Genomic DNA, 25,097 nt, shown 5'->3' with positions numbered 1-25,097 from the left:
GATAGGAGTCTTTATGAAGCGTTCGACAGACCTGGATGATTTTGACCGTAAGATTCTGCGAGCGCTGCAGGAGAACGCCGATTATTCCATGGCGGAGCTAGGAGACAAAGTCGGTCTCTCCCACACCCCCTGCTGGCGCCGTATCAAAAGACTGGAGGCGGAAGGCATTATCCGCGGCCGGGTCACCCTATTGGACCCGCGCAAACTGGACCTAGGCGTCACAGTATACTGCTATGTCACAATCCACAACCATGACGAAGAATCCCTGAACAATTTTGAGTCTGCAGTTCAAGATGTCCAGGAAGTTGTCGAGTGCTATTCAACCAGTGGTGACAAAGACTATGTTCTGCGAGTTGTCGTGGACAGCGTAGAGCATTATGAGCAACTTCTGAAGCGCTCCCTTGTGCATCTGCCCAACGTGGCCTCGGTGAACTCTACTTTTGCCTTAAAACAAGTGAAGTACACCACCCAGTTACCCCTGTGAGGAAGATATAAGTCAGAGCCCCCGCAATCAAGGGGCTCTACCGCCATTCTGGGGCCGCGATGGCAATTGACTTAGCAATTGATCCAATGCCTGCTGCATGGTCAGACCATCGCAGCCCACCGTAATATCCGCATATTCCCGATACAGAGCTTGGCGTTCAGCAAACAGGGCCTCAAAAGTCTGCCCCGGAGCCTTGGCAATCCCACGGCTTTCATAATTGTGAATACGCCGGCGCAACTCCTCAGCAGAGCACTCCAGAAACACGATGGTGCCGAGCTCTTTTAAATTGGCCATACCCTCTTCGCTATAGACAGCGCTGCCGCCGGTGGCGATTACATGGCTGGGCAGATGCGCAGCCGCTATCACCTCCCCCTCAATAGCCCGCAGATTCAAATAACCGCTTTCTGCCATAATCTCCTGCAGGGTTTTTTCCTCCCTGGCTTGGATCAGTACATCGGTATCGACAAAATCCAGGGCCAACTCTTTTGCCAGTAAAACACCCAGGGTACTTTTACCTGCACCTGGCATACCAATCAGAACAATACTTTTTCTTTTTTTCATCAGTTCAAATGTTCGAGAGTAATTCGTGCGTATCTTTTTAATCCCCACGGCGAGGGAAAGCTACAGAGCGCAACCAGCCTAAGAGACTGTTGCCTTTAAGCATCATCTTATCAAGCTCATCCAGATTGTGACTCTGGCGAAAAGCATCGGCAAATAGTGCCTCACGAGTAATCATTCGCCGTTTGGGATTAATACTTTTTACAGGCTTTGCGGGATTACCAGCAACTACAGTATTTGCGGGAATATCCTTGGTAACCACACTACCCGCCCCAACCACCGAATTATCTCCAATACTCACGCCCTTACAAATCGTCGCGCTATCGCCAATCCAGACATTATTCCCCAGGCGTACTGGTGCAGTGCAACGAAAAGGCCTGGTGCGATTATAGAGTCCATGCCAATCCGAATCGGAAATATACACATTCGCGGCAATCATACAGGCATTGCCAATTTCTATGGATTGCGCAGCGGAAATACGCACACCTGGGGAAATCAGTACATAATCACCAATGGTAATAAATGCCTCGCCACCCTTGTGGCCGAATGTCGTAAAGCGGATACATTTTTCAGCATTGGAAATTAAATGAGGATAATTACCAATACGAACATTACTACCAAAAACATAGACTGAAGAGGGATCCATCACTTCAGGCTCGACACCTACAGCATCAAACTGTGGAAGCAGGAAGTATTCAGTGCGCCAGTTGCGCCAACGCAACTGCAAACGCTTCATCCAATAGGGCCGGTGGTCCTTGCGCATACATTAAATTCTGTTTGATTTAGCACTACATATAAAACAAATCGCAATTGCTTTTGTGAAAGCAGCGGTTTAGTGTTTGGGCAACAAAAAATAGCAAGCGGTTACCCATGTCCATTAAATTGCCCATCGATATTCGAGCTATCAAAGGATTTCTTGCCGCCCACGAGGGCGAAGCACTTTACCATCTGGCCGCGGAAGCCAGCGGCCTAGGCCCCTGCCTGGAGGTCGGCAGCTACTGCGGAAAATCCACCGTTTACCTGGCCACTGCCTGCAAACTCACAGACAATGTGGTCTTCGCTGTGGACCACCACCGCGGCTCAGAGGAGCATCAACCCGGCGAGGAGTATCACGACCCGGACCTTTTTGACGAAAGAGCCCAATTGATGGACAGCTTTCGCAACTTTCGTGCAAATATCCGCACAGCTGAGCTCGAGGACTGGGTGGTTCCTATTGTGGCCCCATCTGCAATCGCGGCACGTCACTGGAATACGCCGCTCGGTTTGGTCTTTATCGATGGAGGCCATTCCCTGGAAGCCGCTATGACTGACTACCGTAGCTGGTCCCGCCACATTGTTCCCGGTGGCTATCTCGCCATCCACGATATATTCCCGGACCCGGCCGATGGCGGCCAGGCCCCTTACGATATTTACAAGTTAGCCCTGGCTTCCGCTCAGTTCGAGCTCGTCGAAACTGTGGACACCCTGGGTATCCTGCGCCGTATCTGAAGGCAGTCGCACTGAAGTAAACAAACCACTCGCCGGGGTCAGGTCGGCGAGTGCATCCGCCGCCAGCAACATTGCGCCCACAGTCCAAGTAGTTTTTTCTTCCGGCCAAACTGCCTCATCCCGGTAGACATAACCAGTCCAGTAACCGCCATCACTGTCCTGCCAACGGTGCAGCCCCCGGTAAATAATCTCAGCGCGGGAACGCTGCCCCGCAGCCAGTAGCGCCATTGTCAGCTCGCAGGATTCCGCCACCGTTACCCAGGGCTCATCGTTGACACAGCGGCAACCCAATCCCGTCACGACAAACTCATCCCAGCGCTGCTGCAGGCGAGCGCGAGCAGCTTCACCGGAAAAGGCCCCTGTTAACACCGGATAAAACCAGTCCATGGAAAAGCGCGCCTTGCTCTCCCAGGTGCGGTCAAAACGCTCTGGCTTGTAGCGTAAAGCATGCCCCAGAGCCTGACGCCCCCGCTCCCAATTGGGGCGGGCTACGCCCAACTCATTGGCAATGTTGATGGCACATTCGAGGCTCTTATAAACCGAAGAACAGCCAGTGACCAGTGCATCCTTCTTGGCTGCACCCTCTGCATCCACCGCCCAGTGAATTTCCCCGTGCTCCGTCTGTAGGGCCAATACAAAATCAATAGCACGCTCAACCATCTGCCAGTAGCAGCGCAAAAAACTTTTGTCACCGCGAATCAGAAAATAGTGCCAAACGCCGGTGGCCACATAAGCAACGAAATTTGTCTCACGGCGCTCGCGATTATCAACGCAACCGTCTCTGTAAGCCGCCCACCAGCTGCCATCGGCCAACTGAATGTCCGCCAGCCAACGATAAGCTTTTTCCGCAGCGGCAAACTCACCGGCAATTGCCAAGCCCATGGCCGCCTCAACGTGATCCCAGGGGTCGGCGTAATGCCCCTTAAACCAGGGAATAGAGCCATCAGGCAGTTGCTGGGAGAGAATATAGGCAGCACTGTCACGGACAAATCCATCGGGAAACAGGTTTGTGTTTTTTACCGGGGGAATCACCATCTCACTCACGAACTCGCCTCCCCCGCTAAGCGCAAGGTCTCCGGCGCTTCCTGCTCGGCTTTGACAAAATAAAGTGCAATACTCTTACCCAACAGCGGGTTCAGTATTTTTTCTGCGGCACGAGTGAGCACCGGTTGTTTCATCAAGTCCCAAACCAATAAGCGATGATAGGCTGCAACTAAGCGGGAGTCCGGCTGATTCCAGAACAGACACTTCAACCACCAATAGGGGGAGTGCAAAGCATGAGCCTTATGGCGCGCAAAATAGCGATGCCCCAAGGATTCAATACTTCCCCTCAGTTCTTTCTCACGGAAGATACGAATATGGCCACCGTCCACCTGATGGTATTCATCGCTGAGCTTCCAGCAGATCCACTCTGGAAAGTAGGCCGGTACCGTGGCAGCGAATATGCCGGAGGGTTTCAAAACCCGATCAATTTCTGCAAGGACCGCCTTGTAGTTCTCAATGTGCTCCAATACCTCGGAACAGATCACCACATCGAAAGTGGCATCGGCAAAAGGTAGCTGCAGGCCATTGGCAACTCCGAGCAAAAGGCGCCCTTTTGCATGCTCCGGACTTTTAAAAGGCTCCGCCCGCTCACTGGCAGTACGCACGTCGTCAAGGCATAAATCTATGCCGTAGACATCTACTTCATCAGTAATCATCAGGTGAATGGAGTGGCGACCTTCGCCACAGCCAAGGTCCAAAACTTTCTGTCCTGGGCGAAGATTCAGGTGCTGCGGGTCTACAGTTATCATTAAGCCGCCTCCGCACCGCTGACATCTGCGTTAACCAACTCATCTTCACCGCGACGCTGTACTGCTGATTCACCCAGTATTTCGCGGTAGTAGGCCACCAAACTTGCAGCTGCCAGACGCCATGAGAACTTATCCTCAATTCGTGCCCTGCCCCTCGCACTCAGCTCAGCTTGAAGGGATTTGTCCGACAAAACCTTGCCAAGGGCTTCGCCCAATGCCTGACTATCCCCGGCGGGTACCACAATGCCAGCATCACCAACCACTTCTGGTAGCGCGCCGCCATCGCTGGATACTACTGGTGCTCCACAGGCCATAGCCTCACCAGCGGGCAGGCCAAACCCTTCATACAGTGATGGGCAAGCCACCACTGTTGCACTGCGGTAGTGATCTACAAGCTCTTCATTAGAAATGCCGGAAACGAATTTAACAGCATCTTGCAGCTGTAAACGATGCAGGAGTTTCTCGGTATCACCCCCTTCCCGCAAGCGCCCAACTACCAGTAACTCCAAGCCGGAAAATTCTTTACGCAATTCAGCCAAAGACTCAAGTAAAACTCCCAAACCTTTAAGCGGCTGATCTGCCGATGAGGTTGTCATGATTCTCAACGGCTGACGTTCAACTTTATCACTGGCGCTAAATATTTCTGTATCAATGCCGTTGTAAATCAGCTGTATCTGCTCAGGTGCCACACCAAATTGCTCAATAATATCCCGTTCGGACTGGCGCGATACTGTCACAATATGGCGCAGCCTGCGCGAAACCTTGATCTGCATATTCAGAAAGTTGTGCCAGCGGCGCACCAGCAAACGGATTTTCCAGTCTGGCGCTGCATTCAGTGCCAGCTGGCGATCGCGAGTAATTGGATGGTGAATGGTCGCAACCACTGGCAGACCACTTTTGTCGATATCCAATAATCCGTAACAAAGGGACTGGTTATCGTGCACTATGTCGTAGTCACGGCCATGTTTACGCAGGTATTTGCTCACACGGCGACCAAAGGTATAAGGCTCGGCAAAACCGCCGGTGAGCTTACTCCACCACTCAAAAAAGTCTGCCCAGGAAAGCAGGTGTTTTGGTTTAAGAGCCCGTGCTGGTCTCTCAACCTCATACAGGTTGAGCCCCGGCATCTTTATCAACTTTACCCGTTCATCCAGCTCTGGATAGGGTTGGCCTGAGATAACATCCACTGAGTGGCCGGCATCAACCAATGCTTTGCTCAGGTAGCGAAGGTAGATTCCCTGGCCACCGCTATGCGGATTGCTGCGATAACCTAATAGACATATTTTTAGCGGCCGCGTCTTGCTAGCCATTGGACCGTCTGCACAATTTCCCAAGGCGGTCATAGATTCCCCATCTGCTTGTTTTGAGACCCACTCATCTTTAATAGAACCAAGCAGCTCTGCGCTTTAAAGCGGTACTGCAGCGGCTAATTAATCCGGAGCCTTACGCTTGTATAGCGGAAGAATACACTGGCGTGGAAATGACTGCTAGGCAGAAGCGGTCCACGCTCTTGTCCAGCCTGACCGTTGTGTGGCTTCCCAGGCTATATGAAACTCTACAATTGGGGATGAGAGGGACGCTTATTACGCCTGCAGCGCTGAATAACACTGGCTGTTACTAGAAGCTTCTTTAGGGGAATTAAATAAAAAAATGCCCGCCAAATGGCGGGCCAGATTTCTCGAACACACTTTCAGGAGGAGAGTTTCAAGCGCGTTATGCACTTAAACTTAGGTATAGCAGAGTATTGCCACTCACTATTCCTTCTGTCGTAAAAGCCGTTCAATGTCTAAGCTGCAGGCGCCACAGGGCCTCCCCTGCCGGCGTTATACACGGTGCAAATAGCTCTGGTATTCCACATCTGTCACCCGCGCGTTAATTTCTGCCTGCTCCTGACGCTTCAGCAGCAGGAATAACTCGACAAAGCGCGGATCAAGGTATTCACGCCACAGGGGACTTTGCTCAAATCGCTTAAGGGCACCGCTCCAGGTGTTGATTAGCTGCTCGCTGTCAACCTGGTAGGCATCCCCTTCTACCGGGGCCGGTGGCTGCAATTGATTTTCCAGGCCATAGCAAACTCCTGCGAGAATCCCCGCCAATACCAAGTAAGGATTCACATCCGCACCAGCGATACGATGCTCGATACGCCGTGCTTCCGGGTTGCTTGCCGGGATTCGCAGTGTGGTGGTGCGATTGTCATAGCCCCAGCACAAATTGAGTGGTGCGTGTGAACTCTCCTGGAAGCGGCGATAGGAATTGCTGTGTGGTGCGAAAAACGCCATCGCGTCATTGGCGCTTGTCAACATGCCTGCCGCAGCCTGGCGCAACAGCTCTGAGCCCATCTCACTGCCATCATCAAAGACATTTTTTCCTGAGTCGTCAATCAGGCTCATATGCACATGCATACCGTTACCGGCTTGATCCCCAAAGGGCTTGGCCATGGTACTCACACGGAAACCGTGGCTGCGCGCGACACCTTTCAGCAATCGCTTAAACAGCAGGGTCTGGTCAGCAACCTTCACCGGATCAGCACTGTGCAACAAGTTAATTTCAAACTGACCGGGCGCGCACTCGGACAGCACTGAATCAGCCGGAATCCCCTGCTCTTCACAAGCAGCGCGAACGTCGGCAAAAAAATGACGCTGTGCATTCAGCTCAGACAAATCGTACACATCTGTGGAGGGCACCAATTCAGCATCGTTATCACTAACCGGGCGCGGCCTCGCCAAGTGGTCCACCTCATCACGCAACAGGTAGAACTCCAACTCGGTGGCGCAAACTGCGCTGTAACCGAGCTTTTTCAGTCGATCCGCCACTCGCTGTAGCTGAGCACGTGGGTCTGCGTAGAGGGGGGAGCCATCCGCCTCGTGCAGCTGCATGTGCAGCTGGGCCGTCTGCTCCCGGTGCCATGGCGCCAGGCTGATCGGCGATACCGGCAAGCAGACACCATCGCTATCGCCACTGGCGAAGACCAGGGGGCTGTCTTCGATATCCCGCCCCCAAATATCCAGACTGACGGCACTGCGCGGCATTTGCAGACTCCCCTTCAGCAGTTTTTCCGCCGCCTCGGCAGGCAGCCATTTGCCACGGGGCACACCGTTAATATCGAACATAAAGCCTTCAATCCACTTTAGGTCCGGGTGCTCTGCCAGAAATTTACGCGACTGCTCCAGCAATTCTGGCTGGGCAGTGAATTCTTTTTCTTGAGACATAAGTTGCCTGAGGTAATCCAGTCAAACCGCAAAAGCGGCCTTGGGCCACCAACCATGTCCGCCAGCGACGGACAGTGAGTGACAGCCCAGGGCCGCTTTCACAAAAAAGATACGATACCGCGAGTTTACGCCAGCGCTTTTGCAGTGTCGTCCAGGGCGCGATGCGCCTTCTCCACCAGCTCGTCCACCTGCTCAGTGGTGATAATCAGCGGTGGTGCGATCACCATTGCATCGCCCACCGCGCGCATTACCAGTCCGTGCTTGATACTGAGATCACGGCATACTCCACCGGCGGTGCAATCGTCATCAAAGCGGGCACGGCTGGACTTATCTTTCACCAGCTCCAGTGCGCCAACCATACCCAGACTGCGCGCTTCACCGACAATCGGGTGCTCCGCCAGTTCAGCCCAGCGCTTGGCCAGATAAGGGCCAGTCACATCGCGCACATTCTCAATAATTTTTTCATTGCGCAGGATGTTAATTGTCGCAAGTCCAGCCATACAAGCTGCCGGGTGCGCAGAGTAAGTGTAACCGTGGGTAAATTCACCGCCCTTGCTCTTTATTACGTCAGCAACGCGATCACCCACCATGGTACCCCCGAGCGGGAAGTAGCCATTGGTAACCGCTTTGGCGAAAGTCAACAGGTCGGGCTTGATACCATAGTAATCGGCACCGAACCACTCACCGGTACGGCCAAAGCCGAAAATCACTTCGTCCATCACCAGCAGGATATCGTACTGATCCAGCACCTTCTTTACTTCTGGCCAGTAGGTTTCCGGTGGGATGATTACACCACCAGCGCCCTGGATAGGCTCTGCAAAAAAGGCGGCGACTTTCTCTGGTCCGAGTTCCTGGATCTTTTCATCCAGGCTGCGCGCGGCATGTATACCGAACTCTTCCGGGGACATATCGCCACCCTCGGCAAACCAGTAAGGCTGCTGCACATGCTCAATGTAGTCCAGAGGCTGGAACTGCTTATGCATGCCGCTCATACCACCGAGGCTGGCACCGGCGATAGTGGAGCCGTGATAGCCATTCTTGCGGGAGATCACGATACGCTTCTCGGGCTTGTCCTGGAGATCCCAGAAGCGGCGAATCAGGCGTAAGTTCGTATCGTTTGCTTCGGAGCCCGAGCCGGTAAAGAACACGTTGCTCATATTGGCCGGGGTCACCTCTGCCAGGGCATCAGCCAGCTCGATAGAGGGCACAGTGGTGCACTGGAAGAAGCTGTTATAGAAAGGCAGGGTATTCAATTGTTCATAGATGGCATCGCTAATTTCTTTGCGGCTGTAACCCAGGTTGCAACACCACAATCCGGACATTCCGTCCAACATACGATTGCCATCGATATCAGTGATGTAGGCGCCTTCAGCACTGGTAATCACTCGGGTGCCCTGCTGGCCCAGATCATTGAAGTCAGTAAAGGGGTGCAGCAGGTGCTCGCGATCGTGTTGTTGCAGCTCACTCTTGTTCATATTTCGCTCCTGGCTTTTGCTCTGGGGCTCCCCGCCGAACCGGGCACAGGCCCGTGTGGGCAATGGGAATATATCCAGCTTTTTTTTATCCGCCCTATTGTGGCTACTTATACCGGATACCGGACACAATAGGGCAAATTCTCACTACCAAAATTTGTGATCACATTTTAGTGCTGAGACTTACAGAAGTGCAAGGTCTATCTATGACTCAAGCAACCATAAGGTCGAATGGGGCCTGGTAGGAAGTTTGAACTGATGACTGAAAGGTCACCTTTACCTGACAACTCCAGCCGAGAGGCATAGCTTGGCGATTCCGCCGCAAGAAAAAGTATTCGAGCAAATAGGCCTAGTCGCTAGAGCAACTCTTCGGCGGAAATGGAGCCGAGCCCTTCTTCAATGTCCTGGCGAATAGCACGGCGAACCCGCTCCACATTACTCTCGGCGATTGCATCCAGCAGATCCTCGTGACGATCTGGCAGCTCCTGCACCCCAAAGCGCTGAAATACTAGGTGCTGCAGGGGCGCTGTCTGCAGCCACAGACTTTCAATCAGGGAGAGAATAATATGCGGCCGCCCCAAGCGGTAAAGGGTGAAGTGGAAATCGAGATTAGCAGTGACATACTGCTCAATATCTCTTTGCTCCAGTGCGGCGCTCACTCGCGCATCCAAGTCACGCAGTTGCTGCAGGTCTTCTTCCTGTACAAACGGTAGGGCGTGCTCCGCAGCCTGGCACTCAAGCGCAACCCGCGCCGCACAGATCTCATTGAGCTTTTCAGGTGTCATGGTGGGAACAGTCACGCGTCGGGTATCGGACAACTCAAGTGCCCGCTCGGAAGTCAGGCGCCGCAGGGCTTCACGCACAGGCATGGGGCTGCAATCCAGCTCCGCTGCCAGGCCGCGAATTGTAATTGCATGGCCCGGCAAAAACTTACCGCGCAAAATAGCATCACGCACCTGAAAATAGACCCGCTCCTGGGTGGTGCGAAACTCCGCCTGCGGATGATTAAATTCCTGCGCCATATTCATGCGGCCCTGACCTGCTGTAATTTGTGAGGAGTCTCATCAGAGCCGACCTCAATAAGATAATCCGCTGCGCGGTCACTCTGCCAGATTTCGTAGAAATCATCAGCAACCTGCTTGCTCAAATCTACCACCCGTTTCCAGTAATGGATTCGTTCATCGGGGGCCAGCCTATAGAAATCATTACGATCCGGGATCTTGCCGTAGGGCAGCTTCGCCACAAATGCTGGGGAAGGTGCAAGCACCAGAGTGGATTGCATGGCATCACCACGCACGCGGCGCCAGGAAAGTCCCTTGTCGAACCAGCCCGGCACCATAAACGGGAAGAAATGCGGATAGAGTACCAATCCTTGTGGATGACGAAAACGCAAGTCAAAGTGGTAGTCGGTGATGCCACCATCACGATAATTGCCCTGCGGCGCACCTGCCGGGTTCTGCACACCCGCCATTACCAATGGAATAGAGCCACTCGCAAGGACTGCCGCACAAACATTATCTGCAGAGAGCGCAGTGTTCACTGTACTCAAGTTGCCAAACTGCACTGCAGCCTCCCCACCAGAGTGGAACACCACTCTCTCCCAAAAAGCACTCAAGCTGTGCCGGGACAATGCATTGGCCAGGGCCGATGCAAAAAGTGCAGGCGCCAGGAGTGTGCGCTTTTCACTGGCGAGGGGACCACGCCCACGCACAGTAACAAAATGGCTTTGCCACAATGGATTGCTCACTACTTCCTCGGCGCCACCTTCCCCCAGTACATCAAGCAGAATCCGCTCTCCGGCAATAGTAATCTCCAATGGAGTTGGTTTCTTAGAGGCATAAGCCTGGTGGATATAGCCGTGCTCCAATCGCTCCAGTGCCGCCAGTGGCCTCTCCATGGCGTAACACATATTACGGAAGCTACCAATCGAAGAGCCCAGAGTCGCAATGGGGTCGCGGCGCCCCTTGAAAAACTCTCCCATCAATACTCGGTCTAGCTGGCTGATAACCAACCACTTGGGACCTCCAGAGGCACCGACCAGGGTAGAGAACTGCCCTTGATGCAAACCTTCCTCACGAATCCGGCGCGCCGCGTTTGCCCCGGCCAACAGTATGCAATTGGAATTCTTCACAAAGCGTCTCTTAAGATATCCATTCAAGCGAAAGTGTACTGGGTTTATCTCTCCCTGGAATTACCATTCGCCAGTATTCTCCATCGACTGCCAGGGTTCTTGTGGCTCCAACGGCTCGCCGTTCTGTAACAACTCGATAGAGACTCCATCCGGGGATCGGAAAAATGCCATATACCCATCACGCGGTGGCCGGTTAATGGTCACTCCGGCATCCTTCATTCGCTGGCAAACAGCGTAGATATCATTTACTCCATAGGCCAAGTGGCCAAAGTTGCGACCGCCGCTATAGGACTCCGGGTCCCAGTTATAGGTGAGTTCCAACATGGGGGCCTTCCTTTCGCGGGCAGCATCTACATCTTCCGGTGCCGCCAGATAGACCAGGGTAAATCGGCCCTGGTCATAATCATTACGCGTTACTACCTGCAATCCCAACTTTTCACAATAAAATTTTAAAGATTCTTCCAGGTTGGTCACGCGGACCATCGTGTGCAAATACCTCACCCTCTACTCCTTCCTGTTCCCAGGGTCTAAAATCGCGAAATAATCAATAATTCAGTTTCATCCGGCGAAAAGCAAATGTATAAGAAATTCTATCGAGCCTTTTCACAAGCACCCAGCGGCAGTCCCTCCTCTATGTTGCACATGGCCTGCCATTCCCACCATTATTGGCCTGATGTCACACTCGAGGCAGTACAGCAATACTGGCACGATGCGGCATTGCTCGCCGATGATAAATGGGGGCCGATCTTCCAAGAAAAAATACCCGCTTGGCAAAAAGCCGTCGCGTGCACGCTGAAGCTCCCAGATGCCGGCCAGATCGCCATCGCCCCCAACACCCACGAACTGGTCTATCGATTGATCAGCGCTTTCGACTTGGACAAACCACTCCGGATTCTCACCACCGATGGCGAATTTTACAGTTTCGCACGTCAGTTACAGCGGCTCGAAGAATTACCTAATGTAGAGGTTATACGAATCCCCAAAGCGCCCTTCGCAACATTGGCAGAACGCTTCGAGCACGAACTGCATTCCAAAAACTATCAGTTGGCCTACGCCAGCCTGGTTTTTTTCGATTCCGGGGTGGTATTCCCGGAGCTGCTGCGCATCGCCGAACAGAAACCAGATGCGACCCAGTTTGTTATCGATGGCTACCATGGATTTTTTGCCCGCCCTATTGACCTGAGCAGGATCGCCGACAAGGTTTTCTTTACTGCGGGCTCCTACAAATACCTGGGTGCCGGTGAAGGCCTCTGCTTTATGAGCATCCCAACTCAATGCGACTTGCGCCCGGTCAATACTGGCTGGTTTGCAGAGATGGCAGAACTAGAAAATCGCTCCGGGGATGTCGGCTATGGGAACAACTGGTTGCGATTTGCCGGGGCCACTATGGATTACTCCTGCCTGTACAAAGGTTTGGCCATTTTCAATTTATTCAGGCGTGAGGGAATCACTGTGGAAAAAATTCACCGTTATATACTCGGTGCCCAACGTCGTTTCCTGCACACTATGGACAATACTCATCACCCCCTGCTCAACCGGGAACGCCTGATTCACCATGACCTCGAACAAGGCCACGGCCACTTCTTCACATTCGACTGTGGTACCGCTGAGACCTCAGAAAAATTGCAAAAAGAACTGAGAACTCGCGCCGTTCTGTGTGACAGGCGCCAACAACTGTTGCGCCTGGGCTTTGCCATCTACCACGATGAAAATGAAACTTACCAGCAGGTTTTTGCAGATTATTGACCTGACAACAATTTCTGAGTGACCGGATCGCCATTAGTACACTAGCAGCCTACAGACGCACTGCTGAATCCGTTATGCTGGCACACTCACTCAGCTGAGGTTCAGAAAGGCACTGATAGTATTTGGCGCCTGATGCATTGAAGTGAAATCAAATCCATAGTGATTGATAAGGAAAAATCATGAAGTTAGTAAAATTCTCAACAGTCGCGCTACTCGCCCTGCTTATCGCCGCTTGCGGTAATGGCCAGGCGCCCGCCGAACAGGGCACCCTGGTGTCGATCGCGGCTCGTGGCGAGGCCAGCCAAGTACCGGATGTAGCCGGCATTTCTGTGGGGGTAGTGACCGAGGCAGAAGACAGTAAAAAAGCCATGCACGACAACGCCGAGCAAATGGATTCGCTAATGAAAGCGATCGAAAAAGCCGGTATTGCCAAAAAGGACATCCAAACAAGTGGGGTCAGTTTGTCACCACGCTACCACTATCAACAAAATAGAAAGCCGAAAATCGTCGGTTACACAGCACGCAATACAGTAAGCATCAAAGTACGCAAACTGGATGAACTGGGCAACGTGTTGGATGACTTAGCCTCCGCCGGTGCCAACCAGATTCACGGCCCCAGTTTTGAAATTGGTGAGCCAGGTCCAGTCAAAGCGGAGGCACGTGAAAAGGCCTTGCTCGATGCCCAGGAACGCGCAACCATCTATGCCAAAGCACTGGGCATGAAGGTCCACCGGATTGTCAGCATCTCCGAAAATGGCAATGGCGGCATGCCGCGCCCAATGATGATGCGTAGCAATATGCCAGCAGCAGAGGATAGTGCCTCCACTCCAATTGCCCCTGGCGAGACAACCATGTCGGTAAATCTGGAGCTGGTATTCGAATTGGAAGACTAGAAAAGGTTATTCCGGCCCCACCAATCTTCCGTGGGGCCGGACTTTCACAGACTATCTATCAACCTCTACTCCCCTGCTCGACAAATATCTCGACAGCCGGCTCGCTGGGCGCCTTGAAAATCTTTCCATCTTTCATTACGAATTGCACCCGCTGCAACTCAGAAATATCTTCCAAGGGATCACCGGCAACTGCAATAATATCTGCAATCTTGCCTTCGCTGATGCTACCCAGCTCGTCCTGGACTTGTAGTAACTGCGCCGCATTCCAGGTTGCCGAACGAATTGCGTCAGCAGGAGTCATGCCGCCCTGTACCATCAGAACAAATTCCCGCGCGTTCTCGCCATGACGGGTTACCCCGGTATCGGTACCAAAGGCAATATTGACTCCGCGTTTGTAGGCCTTGGAGAAAGTTTCCTGCATCAGTGGGCCCATCGTCGCCGCTTTGGGGCGCACAATATCGGGTAAAAACCCGTCGATGGCAGATTTTTCTGTCACCCACTCACCCGCCATAAGGGTCGGCACAAACCAAGTGTTATTGCGCCGCATCAAGCTCATCACCTCTTCATCCATATAGGTACCGTGCTCAATAGAATCCACTCCCGCACGGATAGCCCGAATCATGCCCTCTTTACCGTGGGCGTGCACCGCGACAGTAAAGCCATAATCCTTGGCCGTGGCCACAATTGCTTCCAGCTCATCTTGCATAAACTGTGGGTTCTGTCCGCTCTTGGCAACACTGAGCACACCACCGGTAGCGGTAATTTTGATCAGGTCCGCGCCGTCTTTGTAGCGTTGGCGTATCGCCTTGCGCGCAGATACGGGACCATCCACAACACCATCTTCGGGGCCGGGGTTGCCTATCAGATCCTGGCGGCGGCCATTGGTGGGATCGGCATGGCCTCCAGTGGTAGCAATAGATTTTCCGGCGGTGTAAATTCGCGGCCCCTCAATTGTGCCCGCCTCAATAGCCTTGCGCAGACTCACAGTTACATTGTCGTGGTCACCCAGGTTGCGAATGGTTGTGAAACCCGCTTGCAGGGTCCGATTTGCCGCATCAACACCACGCAGGGCAAAATCCGCTGGGTTCCAGGTATAGGACTCCATATATGCCCGGGGGCCAAACTCATAAGTGAGATGGCTATGCATATCCATTAGCCCCGGCAATACAGTGTAGTCGCGCAAATCTACCAAAGACTCCCTATCCCTCTTGGCAAACCCTTTTTGCACCGACTCAATGCGGCCATCCACAATATGAATAGTACGGTTTTCCAACAATTTTCCGTTGCTACTATCAAACAATTTCCCTGCGTAAATGGCGATACTCTCCGCGGAAGCCTGTAGGCAGAAAAAAGCTGCACAAACTGCCAGGTATGCGGCAGAGCGGTGTAAGAAGCTGGCTCTCTTGGAATGTGTTGTCATTGTCGTCACCAGTGAGTCTCTCTTAGATTTGTATTGATATTGTTGGAAGTTACACAATCTACCGTAATCGCCGAGTTAAGAGGAAGCCCCCATGAAAATCTATGAGTTTGCAGGCGCACCTAATTGCCGCCGGGTGCGGATGTACCTGGCAGAAAAAGGCATTGACGTTGAACTTGTTCCTGTGGATATCACCAAGGGTGAAAATCTCACCCAGGAATTTCGCACTAAGGATGTGAACAAGAAGGTCCCCGTGCTTGAGCTGGATGACGGCACCCATATTGCTGAGTCAGTAGCCATCCAGCGATACTTTGAGGAGCTTCACCCTGAGCCGCCGCTGTTCGGACGCGACGCCAAGGAAAAAGCGCAGGTGGAAATGTGGAGTCGCCGCGCCGACTTCAATTTAATGTTTGCTGTAGGGATGTGCTTCCAGCACGTTTCGGGTTTCTTCAAAGATCGTATGAATGTCTACCCGGAGTTCGGTGAGGAATCTGGCAGGCGTGCGATAGAGTTTATGAGCGTCCTGAACGATCACTTATCCGATCACGAATACCTAGTTGGTGACTATTTCTCAGTAGCAGACATCGGCATGATCTGTAGCTTGGATTTCGGCAAGGTACAAAACCTGCGCCCGGATGCAGAGAAGCACCCCCACCTCATCCGGTGGCGAGAACAACTTAAGAAGCGCTCAAGTTTCAACGCCTAATTGCCAATTTCGAAAGAGCTGGCAGGCCGCCAGCCGGTTGGATAAAAATTTGAGGATTGTGGGGCACACCGCTGAGCCCATCTAAACAAGAATCGCCCCCGTTACAAAAAGCGGGGGCGATTATTTTATTGCAGCATTAATCTCGAGAAGGCAGAACTTCCACCGGACCAATGTCCAGCTCCTCTACCTCACCCTTGATCTTATCGAGATCCCCGACAATCACCCAGGTAAATTGCTCTGGGGCGAGAAACTCCTTCGCAGACGCCTCAACCTTATCAGTATTGAGCGCAGTTACCCTTTGCGGATATTCAGCAATATACTCTTCCGGCAGCCCCTTCTCTAACTGCCAGTTAATACTGGAAAGTAACTGGCCTTTAGTCTGAAAGCGCGCACTCTGCTTGAGCACTTCGTCATTTTGGTAATCTTCAAGTTCCTTCTCGGTGATTGGGCGATGACTCAAATAATCCCGATATTCTTTTAACAGCTCTTTAATCGCCGGGCCGGTCTTATCTGTTTGCACCGGCGCGAACAGGATATAGGGGCGTTGACCTTCCGTATCCATAGAAACCGCACGGGCGCCGTAAGACCAGTGCTTATCCTCACGCAGGTTCATATTGACCCGGGAAGTAAATTTACCGGCAATTATATTGGCCATCGCATCAAATGCCTCTGCGCCTTGCGGTTGCCAGGGTGGCATTACCAATCCAGCCATAATAAAGCTCTGCTGCGCGCCGGGGCGATCCAGCAGATACACACGAGCCTCCTTGGGACGCTCTACCTCGGCCACATCAATCGTTGGCAACTCTGCCTTGGGTGCCTTCCAGCCCCCCAAAGTCTCATTTAAAAGGGGTTCAATTTCTTTTTCCGTCACATCACCGACAATCGTTAAGATCGCGTTGTCCGGTCTCACCCAGGTTTCCTGGAAATTTACCAAATCCTCCCGCGTGATGGACTGGATACCTTCGGGCGTGCCTGAACCAGTCAGCGGAGCACCGTAAGGATGACCAGTACCGAACAGCAGCGGTGGCAGTTCACGCAGAGCCAAGCCCTGCGGTTGTGCCTTTTCCTGCGCGATAGCATCCAAGCGGTTGGATTTCACCCGCTCCAGATCTGACTCGGGGAAACGAGGCTCAGTCACCACCTTGGCAAACAACTCCAGGGATGGCTCCAGCTGTGTTTTGAGGGCACTCATACTGATAGAGTTGTAGTCTAGGCTACTGCCTCCACCAATACTCACACCCAGCTCCTCCGATCTGGCACTGAATTCCAAGCTATCCAGGTCTCCGGCGCCCTCATTCAGCATTTGTGCTGCAACGGAGGCGAGACCCGGCTTCGCGCTATCCGCTGAGGCGCCACCGCGAAATTGCAGATTCATCAGTACCACCGGCGTATCATGACGTTCCGCCAAAACCACTTTCAAACCATTTTTAAGGGTGAACTCACGCTGTTTCGGTAATTCCAGCTCTACTGTCTTGTCCACCTCAGGCAGCTTGCTGCGATCAGCCCCTTCAGTCGCGGCGGTGAACTGCTTTTCCGGTTCGATAATGAGGGTGTAGGAATCATCTTTCAGCCACTGCTGCGCAACATCCTGTACCTCACGCGCAGAGACCTTGGCATAGTCCTCCACACCTTTAAGCAGTGCTCCGGGATCACCGTAATAAAATTCAGAACGGGCAAGAATATCGCTCTTGCCGCCGAATCCACCGGTTTTTTCCAGTCCTTTGACCAGACCGGCAAATTCGCCTTGCTTAACCCGCCGCAACTCTTCCGCGCTCACACCGCTTTTTGCAAACTCTTGCAGATCTTTATTCAAAAGTTTTTCAACTTTATCGACAGATTGGCCGGGCTTTACATCCACCACAATAATTAGCTGCCCTGCCAGCTGGCGCCCGTAGTAAAAAGCGCTCACGCTCGTCGCCACCTGTTCATCTCTCACAAGGCGGCGATAAAGCAACGAGTTTTTTCGATTCGCCAACAGCGAGGTCATCAACTCAAGCGCGTGCTCTTCTTCACTGCCAACAGCTGGCACATTCCAGACTTTATATATGCGGGTTTGCGGAACCTTGTCATGTACTACTTCGCGCTTTTTGACCTGGGTTGGCAACTCCCAGTTTTTAATACGAGGCTGTACGCCGGTGCTGGGGATATCACCAAAATACTTGCGTGCCTTGTCCATAGCCTCATCGACGCTGACATCACCAGCAATTACCAAGGTGGCATTTGCCGGTTGGTAGTGGTCCGCAAACCACTGTTTAACGTCCTCCAGGCTGGCATTATCCAGGTCTTCCATTGAGCCGATCGGTGTCCAGGAATAGGGATGATCTGCCGGAAAGGTGCTCTTGGCGATAATGTCAAAAGCTTTCCCATAGGGGGCGTTCTCCCCCTGGCGCTTTTCATTTTTTACCACCCCACGCTGCTCATCCAACACCTCCTGGGTGATCGCACCTTTGAAATGCCCCATCCGGTCAGATTCCATCCACAAAGCCATATCCAGCGCACCTTTGGGGACAGTGGCGAAATAATTTGTGCGGTCATTGTTGGTGGTGCCGTTCATATCTGTGGCGCCAGAGCGCTGGAAGGGCTCGAAGTACTCTCCGGGATAGTTTTCACTGCCATTGAACATCAGATGCTCAAATAGGTGTGCGAAGCCGGTTTTGCCCTCTGGTTCATCCTTGGAGCCCACCTTGTACCAAATGTTGGTGGATACAACCGGGGCTTTGCGGTCCTCGTGCACGATCACCGTGAGCCCATTGGGCAGCACCTCTTTGTGGAACGGGATATCGAGTTCCGGCGGCGGTACAAAGGCCTCTTTTTCGGTGGCTGCTGCCTTGCTACTAGCAGCAGCTTCTTTGCTACTAGCGGCGGCTTCTTTATCCACGGATAGCGCGTGGGGTGTATGGTCGACAGACTTACCGCAACCGGCAAAACCAGCAGTGGCGATAACGACACTGATTAACAGTGGACGCAAGTCCATATTCTCACTCCCAAATAATAACCGCGGTATAGGATGGCAAGTTTAGGACAGGATTTAATCCCGTTATCAGCTGAACCCTTCCGCAAATTCACTCTACTAATCCGACATCCTACTTGGTTGCCAGATCACTCAGACAACTATCAGACATAAAAATGGGCACCGAAGTGCCCAAAAAAAATATATTAGAGACAGGGAGAAGCGATGATGCCAATCGTCTATAGAGTCAGATCATCGGTATATCTCTCGTGTCGAAAAGCGGTTACGCTGCAACAGTGCCGGACTTGTTTTCAGAACTACCAGTCACAGAATGGTGGCCAAACCGCTCCTCGGCTATACGGTCAGCCACATGCGCCGTGGTCTCACCGGTTTCATCTGCGCGTACGAACACTTCTTTCATGGTGTTACCAATCTCCTCGATATGCGCACGCACCTCGTTCGCGTCGTAATCACCTTTCTGCTGGTAGTAAACGTCAATAATGCCCCCGGCATTAATCACATAGTCAGGAGCGTAAAGGATGCCTTTCTCGCGCAATGCAGCCGCATGGCGCTCTTCAGCCAGCTGGTTATTTGCGGCACCTGCAACAGCTCCCACTTTCAGGCGGGAGATGGTGTCATCGTTCAAAATGGCACCCATGGCGCAGGGAGCAAACAGGTCTACATCGAGATCAAAGATCTCTTCTGCAGTAACTGCAATAGCTCCCAGCTCTATTACTGCGCGGTCGATGTTGTCTTGAAAGATATCGGTCACAAACAGTTCCGCACCTGCATCCTTCAGCAGCTTACCCAGGCGGAAACCTACGTTGCCTACCCCCTGAATGGAAACTTTCAGACCAGTCAGGTCAGTCTTGCCCCAGCGGTGCTCCACAGCAGCTTTGAGGCCCACAAATACGCCGTAGGCAGTCGATGGGGAAGGATCGCCACCGTACTCGGAGCCGGCAAATAGGCCGGATACATACTCAGTGGTTTCGCCGATAACGCTCATATCGGCAACACTGGTACCGGAGTCCTCTGCAGTGATGTAGCGGCCACCAAGGGTATTGATAAACTCGCCCATGGCGCGCAGCAGTTCTGGAGTCTTCTCCTTGCGCGGATCGCCAATAATCACAGACTTTCCACCGCCAAGCTTCAGGCCAGCCATAGCAGACTTATAAGTCATACCGCGAGACAAGCGCAGTACATCATTCAAAGCCTCACCGTCATCGGCATACGGCCACATACGGCAGCCACCCAGTGAGGGACCTAAATTCGTATTGTGTACCGCGATAATTGCCTTGAGACCGCTCTTAGCATCTTGGTAAAACGCCACTTGTTCATGTTTATCGTAGGCGGAATGGGAAAAAATACTCATTAACTGTTCCTCTCCGGAAGGCCGGTTCTACAGCTGGGGAACAACCACAGCCCTTATCTGTTTTTATTCAGGGGTAAGATTATATCCAGGTTCGCCAGACAAAGTTTGCATATTTTGCACATAACATCGAACTAATAGCGAAACTGTCACGTGAAGTATAGTTTTTTAGGATAAATGGCCCTTCACGAATAGAAGGGGCTAAGCAGTCAGTAATCCAGACCTCCGCTTCATCGAGTCCCTCGCGGTCCCCACTTATGCTAAGGAACTTTCTTCCATTATCGCCCCACGTTACACCGTGTCGACAGGGTCTGGTAGAATCCGCGCCCAAATCGACCCGAGAGATAAACTCGATGCTGAATGCCGACGCTCTGAAACAACTTTCACAACTGAAAACAGATATTCGCTCCAGTAAGGAGTTTGCCGAGGGCCGGGTACGCGGCAGCAACGGCAAATTTGGCTTTGTGGAGCTGGAGGATGGTCGGGAAGCTTTCCTACCTCCCAATGAAATGGAACGTGTTTTCCCCGGTGACAGGGTTCGCGTCAGTATTGCAGAGGAGAAAAAAGGCAAGCTTACCGCCGAGTTGGATACGCTCCTCGACAGCCAACTGGACTACCTGGTTGGACAATATGTTCAGCGGGGCCAGGGGCACTTTATTCAGCCCACTCAAAACGGCTTGTCTCGCTGGATCTTCCTGCCACCAAAAGCCCGCGGCAAAGCCCAACCCGGTGAGTTTATCGCCTGCAAGGTCAATCGCCACCCATTTAAAGACGGGCGCGCCCAAGCCAAGGTGGAGACGGTTATCGGCAAACCTGAAATGCCCGGAATTGAACATGCTTACGTTGTAGCCCAATACAAGCTGCCAGAACAGTTTGGCCAGGCTGCTGAAAAGCAAGCGGGGGCCATTGCCGGACAAATTGCATCTATCAATGCCGAACGCAAAGAACTCTCTGAGTTTGGTTTCGCCACCATTGATGCCGAGAGTACCCGCGACATGGACGATGCCCTAGCGGTTACAGCTCGCGACAATGGTTGGACCCTGCATATCGCCATCGCCGACCCCTCCAGTGTTATCGAAGAAACCAGCCCCTTGGACAAAGAGGCCTTCAAACGCGCTCACAGTCAATATCTCCCCGGCGAGACCCTGCCAATGTTGCCGCGCAATCTGTGTGAGGACCTTTTCTCCCTGGTACCTGGAGAGTTACGCCCCGCACTAGTTATCCATATTGATATTGATAGTGATGGCAACCTGACTGACAGTCGCTATGAGTTTGCCGCGATCCGCTCTCAACACAAACTGAGCTACAACCAAGTGAGCCAGTTTATCGAAGGCGATGAATCCGCTGTGCCTGACGAGCAAAAAGACAGCCTGCGCAATCTTGCCGCCCTTTATGAGGCCCGCTCTGCCTACCGCTCAAGCCACTCCCTGGCGATGGAAGATCGCCCGGAATATGAAATACATCTCAACAAGCAGCGCAAGATTGAGCGTATCGTCAAACAGGATCGCAATATTGCCCAGCGCATGGTGGAAGAAGCCATGCTGGCCACCAATATCAGCATTGGTGCCAAACTGGCTGAAATAAAACAAGGCTGCTTCTCAGTGCATTTGGGCTTCCGTGAGGAGCGCATGGGTGAAGTGAAAAGCCTGCTGAAGGAATTGCTGCCAGAGCATGCGGAAAACGATCTCAGCCAACTGCAGCACTACTTGGCCCTGGTAAAGTACTTGGAGAGCCACGACGATACGCAAATGCACAACCTGCTGGCAGTATTGAAACGCATGCTGCGCCCTGGCCAACTCGATAACAAAGCGGGCGCCCATCTGGGTCTGGGACTCGAAGCCTATGCCACCGTAACGTCCCCAATTCGCAAGTATAACGACCTGCATAACCACCGTGTGCTGCGCGCTGCATCGGAAAACACTGCCGCAAAAGCACTGAGCGACACAGAAATCGAGAGCCTGCAAGATAGCCTGGTCCGCGGGCGCCAAGCCAATCGCGCCCTGGAACAATGGCTGTACACCCAGTTTATGCAGGATAAGGTGGGGCAGGAATTTACGGGCAAAATTACCCTGGTCACTGGCGCCGGATTAGGCGTGCGCCTGGATCAATTTGGCATCGACGGGTTTGTTCGCCTGAATGGCGACAAGAAGAACCTGCCGAGTTTTGACGGCAAACATTTGACCCTTACTCACAACGAGCAGAGTTTCCAGTTAGAGCAGGCTGTCAGTGTCAAAGTTGCAGCAGTGGATGTAGATAAGCGCCGCATCGCTTTCGAGCTTTTGGCAGAGAGCGCTAAAACTAAAGAAGCTACAGAAAAATAACCGCGAGAAACGCCCAAAGAGCCCGGCAAATGCCGAGCTCTTTCCCATTATTCTGAGTCTATCCCATGAATAGATTTCTGCAGGGAACGACAATCAACCTCATAAGAATGACCCGAGGCCACCAATGAGCACTATTGCTGAGCTGAACCCTACCCCTCTGTGGAAACACTTCGCCAAACTCTGCGAAATTCCTCGCCCTTCCAAGCATGAAGATAGAGTTGTCGAGCACATTATTGATTTCGCCAAAACTCGCGGCCTGGATGTGCAGCTGGATAAGGTTGGTAACGTTATTATCAAAAAGCCGGCAACGCCCGGTATGGAAGATCGTCAGACCCTGGCCCTGCAAAGTCACGTGGATATGGTGCCGCAAAAAAATGCAGATACCGAACACGATTTTCTCACCGACCCTATCAAACCATATGTTGATGGCGGCTGGGTTACCGCCAAAGGCACTACCCTTGGAGCCGACAATGGTATTGGCGTCGCCGCCATTCTTGCCCTGATGGAGTCTACAGATATCCCCCACCCTGCCTTGGAAGCTCTGCTTACCATTGATGAGGAGGCGGGTATGACCGGCGCCAAGAACCTGCAGCCCGGCTACTTTGAAGCTGATCTGCTGCTAAACCTCGATACTGAAGACGAAGGTGAGCTCTACATTGGCTGTGCCGGCGGTATCGATATCAATGCTGCTCTGCCCTACAAGGCAGAACCCGTAGCAGCCGGTAGCCAGGCATATAAACTAGCTGTGCGTGGTTTGCGCGGAGGCCACTCCGGACTGGATATCGATAAGGGACGTGGCAATGCCAATAAAATTGCCAACCGCATCATCGATACGGTCTTTCGTGAAATCCCCGCATTGAGAATCGCCACACTGGATGGCGGAAGCTTGCGTAATGCCATTCCCCGCGAGTCATTCAGCACCCTCGTAATTCCTGCGAACAACCATGAGCAACTACAAGCGGTTATCAGCAATGAAAGCGCACAAATCGCACGAGAACTGGATACCGAGGCAGCACTGGAAATTAGCCTGGAAACCACCGAAACTCCACGCAATACAATGGATGTCGCCAGCCAGCAAAAGCTGATTCACGCTATTCGCTGCTGCCCAAATGGTGTGGAGCGCATGAGCACTGCGCTAGAAGGCATTGCCGACACTTCCAACAATTTGGCCCGCGTAGTCACTGTAGAAAAAGACGGCCAACATCGGGTTCAAATACAGTGCCTGGTACGCAGCCTTTCGGATAGCGCGAGGGATCAGCACGGCCTGGATGTAGCCGCTACTTTTGAGTTGGCCGGCGCAGAAACCAGGTTGGATAATTCATACCCTGGCTGGACGCCAAACCCCAACTCACCGCTACTCGCCATGATGAAGGGTGTTTACAAGGAAATGACCGGAGAAGAACCGGAAGTAAAAGTGATCCACGCCGGCCTGGAGTGCGGCCTTCTCGCCAAACCCTACCCTAACTGGGATATGGTCTCTTTCGGTCCCACCATCCGCCGCGCGCACTCTCCGGAAGAAAGAGTACACATCCAAAGTGTTGCCAATTTCTGGGATTATTTTATGAAGGTTGTGCAGGCCGTTCCGGCCCGAAATTAATCACTCAATCCCGACTGCCTCCTACTATAGAGTAATCCTTTCTCCCCCATCGGAAGCTACTGATGGGGGGGGGGGATTCACCTCCCCCACCGCAATCCTTTATTCGCGCTCCCTGAGAATCATGATACCAGCTGCAAATCTCCAGCTAATGGAAAATATTTAGCCATCAAATAAAGCATCAGCTGATTCTTTCCGGTAAATCATTCTACCAAAAACCTCACACAGGGAACTTTATTTCAAGCTCACAGGTCAATAAAATCGCATCTAAAGATGTAACTGGCTTCCTGACTGGTCTGAGTTTAGGGGGTTACTTTATTAAAAAACGAGCAGGGATAGCTCCCTCAAGGATAGGGTAGAACTGCGGTTACACTTCGGCTGCCAGCTCTAGACCCCAAGGAAATACAGTCAATGAAATTTCTAATCTTCGCACTTTGCATTCTCCCCCTGACAGCTTGCGGAACTTTTACCACGCTAACCAGTACGGATCGAGAAATTGCGGCAAACCTGAAAAAGCAAAATTCCAGCTGCGAGTCTATACCAAGAGTTTACAGTGGACTTTCTTACAACATGTGTAAAATGCACTCAAGCAGCGATTCAATAAATGTTGATTTACTCCTTGGTGTTTACCTCTTAGATAGCGTTGTATCTACTGCCACTGACACAGCTGTCCTTCCCGTTACAATATATAGACAGAACAAAAGCGGAAACATATTGGTGAGAAGCAGCGAATACTACTAAACAGAGGTGGAGAGTACATTCCACTCGAGACCACATATGAGGTGGCATGGATACCAATTACGAGCGGCAAGATTGTATTCACTGCATAGCGCAAGTGAAGTGTTTACTCCACTTTTGCTTCAACAACAACACTTCTTATCTCAAGATATACTAAAAATGGGGAAGGAAAGAATACACTGCGCTCGGGACCGTATGAGGCATGGATGCCGATTACGAGCTTACAGG

20 protein-coding genes are annotated in these 25,097 nt (G+C 52.3%); 7 read left to right on the top strand and 13 right to left on the bottom strand.

The genetic code is table 11. The features are described from left to right. The first annotated feature begins 13 nt into the window (after positions 1 to 13). Entirely contained in the window at positions 14 to 484 is a 471-nt protein-coding gene (locus ACCI49_RS07585; protein ID WP_020413378.1) for an Lrp/AsnC family transcriptional regulator, read from the top strand. 27 nt (positions 485 to 511) lie between these two features. On the opposite strand, the gene ACCI49_RS07580 is transcribed toward ACCI49_RS07585, so the two are convergent. Further along, entirely contained in the window at positions 512 to 1,045 is a 534-nt protein-coding gene (locus ACCI49_RS07580; protein ID WP_371838355.1) for a shikimate kinase, read from the bottom strand. A 37-nt stretch (positions 1,046 to 1,082) separates the two neighbouring features. Next, entirely contained in the window at positions 1,083 to 1,805 is a 723-nt protein-coding gene (locus ACCI49_RS07575) for an acyltransferase (RefSeq protein WP_371838354.1), read from the bottom strand. Between the two features lie 107 nt (positions 1,806 to 1,912). Here ACCI49_RS07575 and ACCI49_RS07570 point away from each other — a divergent pair, with 107 nt between their 5' ends. Further along, positions 1,913 to 2,530: a class I SAM-dependent methyltransferase gene (locus tag ACCI49_RS07570; RefSeq protein ID WP_371838353.1), complete on the top strand. Its 618-nt coding sequence runs from the start codon at positions 1,913 to 1,915 to the stop codon at positions 2,528 to 2,530. On the opposite strand, the gene ACCI49_RS07565 is transcribed toward ACCI49_RS07570, so the two are convergent. The 8 genes from ACCI49_RS07565 to ACCI49_RS07530 all read right to left on the bottom strand — a co-directional run bounded on the left by ACCI49_RS07565 (position 2,459) and on the right by ACCI49_RS07530 (position 11,636). Next, on the bottom strand, positions 2,459 to 3,565 hold the full coding sequence (locus ACCI49_RS07565; RefSeq protein ID WP_371838435.1) for a prenyltransferase/squalene oxidase repeat-containing protein: 1,107 nt from the start codon (positions 3,563 to 3,565) through the stop codon (positions 2,459 to 2,461). The genes ACCI49_RS07570 and ACCI49_RS07565 overlap by 72 nt on opposite strands. Positions 3,566 to 3,570: 5 nt before the next feature. After that, positions 3,571 to 4,323, bottom strand: a complete 753-nt coding sequence (locus ACCI49_RS07560; RefSeq protein WP_371838352.1) for a class I SAM-dependent methyltransferase — start codon at positions 4,321 to 4,323, stop codon at positions 3,571 to 3,573. Then, on the bottom strand, positions 4,323 to 5,633 hold the full coding sequence (locus ACCI49_RS07555) for a glycosyltransferase family 4 protein (protein ID WP_371838351.1): 1,311 nt from the start codon (positions 5,631 to 5,633) through the stop codon (positions 4,323 to 4,325). Before ACCI49_RS07555 ends, ACCI49_RS07560 begins: the two co-directional genes overlap by 1 nt. Before the next feature lie 513 nt (positions 5,634 to 6,146). Further along, entirely contained in the window at positions 6,147 to 7,532 is a 1,386-nt protein-coding gene (locus tag ACCI49_RS07550; protein WP_371838350.1) for a glutamine synthetase family protein, read from the bottom strand. A gap of 125 nt (positions 7,533 to 7,657) precedes the next feature. After that, positions 7,658 to 9,007 (bottom strand): aspartate aminotransferase family protein, encoded by a 1,350-nt coding sequence (locus tag ACCI49_RS07545; protein ID WP_371838349.1) that lies wholly within the window; start codon positions 9,005 to 9,007, stop codon positions 7,658 to 7,660. Between the two features lie 353 nt (positions 9,008 to 9,360). Further along, positions 9,361 to 10,032: a GntR family transcriptional regulator gene (locus ACCI49_RS07540; RefSeq protein ID WP_371838348.1), complete on the bottom strand. Its 672-nt coding sequence runs from the start codon at positions 10,030 to 10,032 to the stop codon at positions 9,361 to 9,363. After that, the gene (locus tag ACCI49_RS07535; RefSeq protein WP_371838347.1) at positions 10,029 to 11,135 is read right to left on the bottom strand and encodes a hypothetical protein; all 1,107 of its coding nucleotides are present in this window, start codon (positions 11,133 to 11,135) and stop codon (positions 10,029 to 10,031) included. The genes ACCI49_RS07540 and ACCI49_RS07535 overlap by 4 nt, the downstream gene beginning before the upstream one ends. A gap of 60 nt (positions 11,136 to 11,195) precedes the next feature. Beyond that, positions 11,196 to 11,636 carry a VOC family protein gene (locus ACCI49_RS07530; protein ID WP_371838346.1) on the bottom strand — a complete coding sequence of 147 codons (441 nt, stop codon included), beginning with the start codon at positions 11,634 to 11,636 and terminating at the stop codon, positions 11,196 to 11,198. 75 nt (positions 11,637 to 11,711) lie between these two features. Between ACCI49_RS07530 and ACCI49_RS07525 the strand changes: the two genes are divergently transcribed. Both ACCI49_RS07525 and ACCI49_RS07520 read left to right on the top strand, forming a co-directional pair. Further along, entirely contained in the window at positions 11,712 to 12,881 is a 1,170-nt protein-coding gene (locus tag ACCI49_RS07525; protein ID WP_371838345.1) for a hypothetical protein, read from the top strand. Between the two features lie 179 nt (positions 12,882 to 13,060). Next, positions 13,061 to 13,774 carry an SIMPL domain-containing protein gene (locus ACCI49_RS07520; protein WP_371838344.1) on the top strand — a complete coding sequence of 238 codons (714 nt, stop codon included), beginning with the start codon at positions 13,061 to 13,063 and terminating at the stop codon, positions 13,772 to 13,774. Positions 13,775 to 13,832: 58 nt separating this feature from the next. Here ACCI49_RS07520 and ACCI49_RS07515 read toward each other — a convergent pair whose 3' ends face one another. Further along, complete coding sequence (locus ACCI49_RS07515) at positions 13,833 to 15,194, bottom strand: metal-dependent hydrolase family protein (protein WP_371838343.1); 1,362 nt, start codon at positions 15,192 to 15,194, stop codon at positions 13,833 to 13,835. A 91-nt stretch (positions 15,195 to 15,285) separates the two neighbouring features. Between ACCI49_RS07515 and ACCI49_RS07510 the strand changes: the two genes are divergently transcribed. Continuing rightward, positions 15,286 to 15,897 (top strand): glutathione S-transferase family protein, encoded by a 612-nt coding sequence (locus tag ACCI49_RS07510; protein WP_371838342.1) that lies wholly within the window; start codon positions 15,286 to 15,288, stop codon positions 15,895 to 15,897. A 136-nt stretch (positions 15,898 to 16,033) separates the two neighbouring features. On the opposite strand, the gene ACCI49_RS07505 is transcribed toward ACCI49_RS07510, so the two are convergent. Together ACCI49_RS07505 and ACCI49_RS07500 are read right to left on the bottom strand one after the other, a co-directional pair. Further along, entirely contained in the window at positions 16,034 to 18,871 is a 2,838-nt protein-coding gene (locus ACCI49_RS07505) for a M16 family metallopeptidase (protein WP_371838341.1), read from the bottom strand. A gap of 259 nt (positions 18,872 to 19,130) precedes the next feature. Continuing rightward, positions 19,131 to 20,219 (bottom strand): Glu/Leu/Phe/Val dehydrogenase dimerization domain-containing protein, encoded by a 1,089-nt coding sequence (locus ACCI49_RS07500; RefSeq protein WP_371838340.1) that lies wholly within the window; start codon positions 20,217 to 20,219, stop codon positions 19,131 to 19,133. A gap of 350 nt (positions 20,220 to 20,569) precedes the next feature. Between ACCI49_RS07500 and ACCI49_RS07495 the strand changes: the two genes are divergently transcribed. Next, positions 20,570 to 22,537, top strand: coding sequence for a VacB/RNase II family 3'-5' exoribonuclease (locus ACCI49_RS07495; protein WP_371838339.1), 1,968 nt, complete (start codon positions 20,570 to 20,572; stop codon positions 22,535 to 22,537). A 124-nt stretch (positions 22,538 to 22,661) separates the two neighbouring features. After that, the gene (locus tag ACCI49_RS07490) at positions 22,662 to 24,134 is read left to right on the top strand and encodes an aminoacyl-histidine dipeptidase (RefSeq protein WP_371838338.1); all 1,473 of its coding nucleotides are present in this window, start codon (positions 22,662 to 22,664) and stop codon (positions 24,132 to 24,134) included. Positions 24,135 to 25,097 lie beyond the last annotated feature (963 nt).

Origin of the sequence: Microbulbifer epialgicus (genome assembly GCF_041447265.1) — a bacterium.
Lineage (GTDB): Bacteria > Pseudomonadota > Gammaproteobacteria > Pseudomonadales > Cellvibrionaceae > Microbulbifer > Microbulbifer epialgicus.
This window is presented reverse-complemented; position numbering and strand designations above follow the sequence as displayed.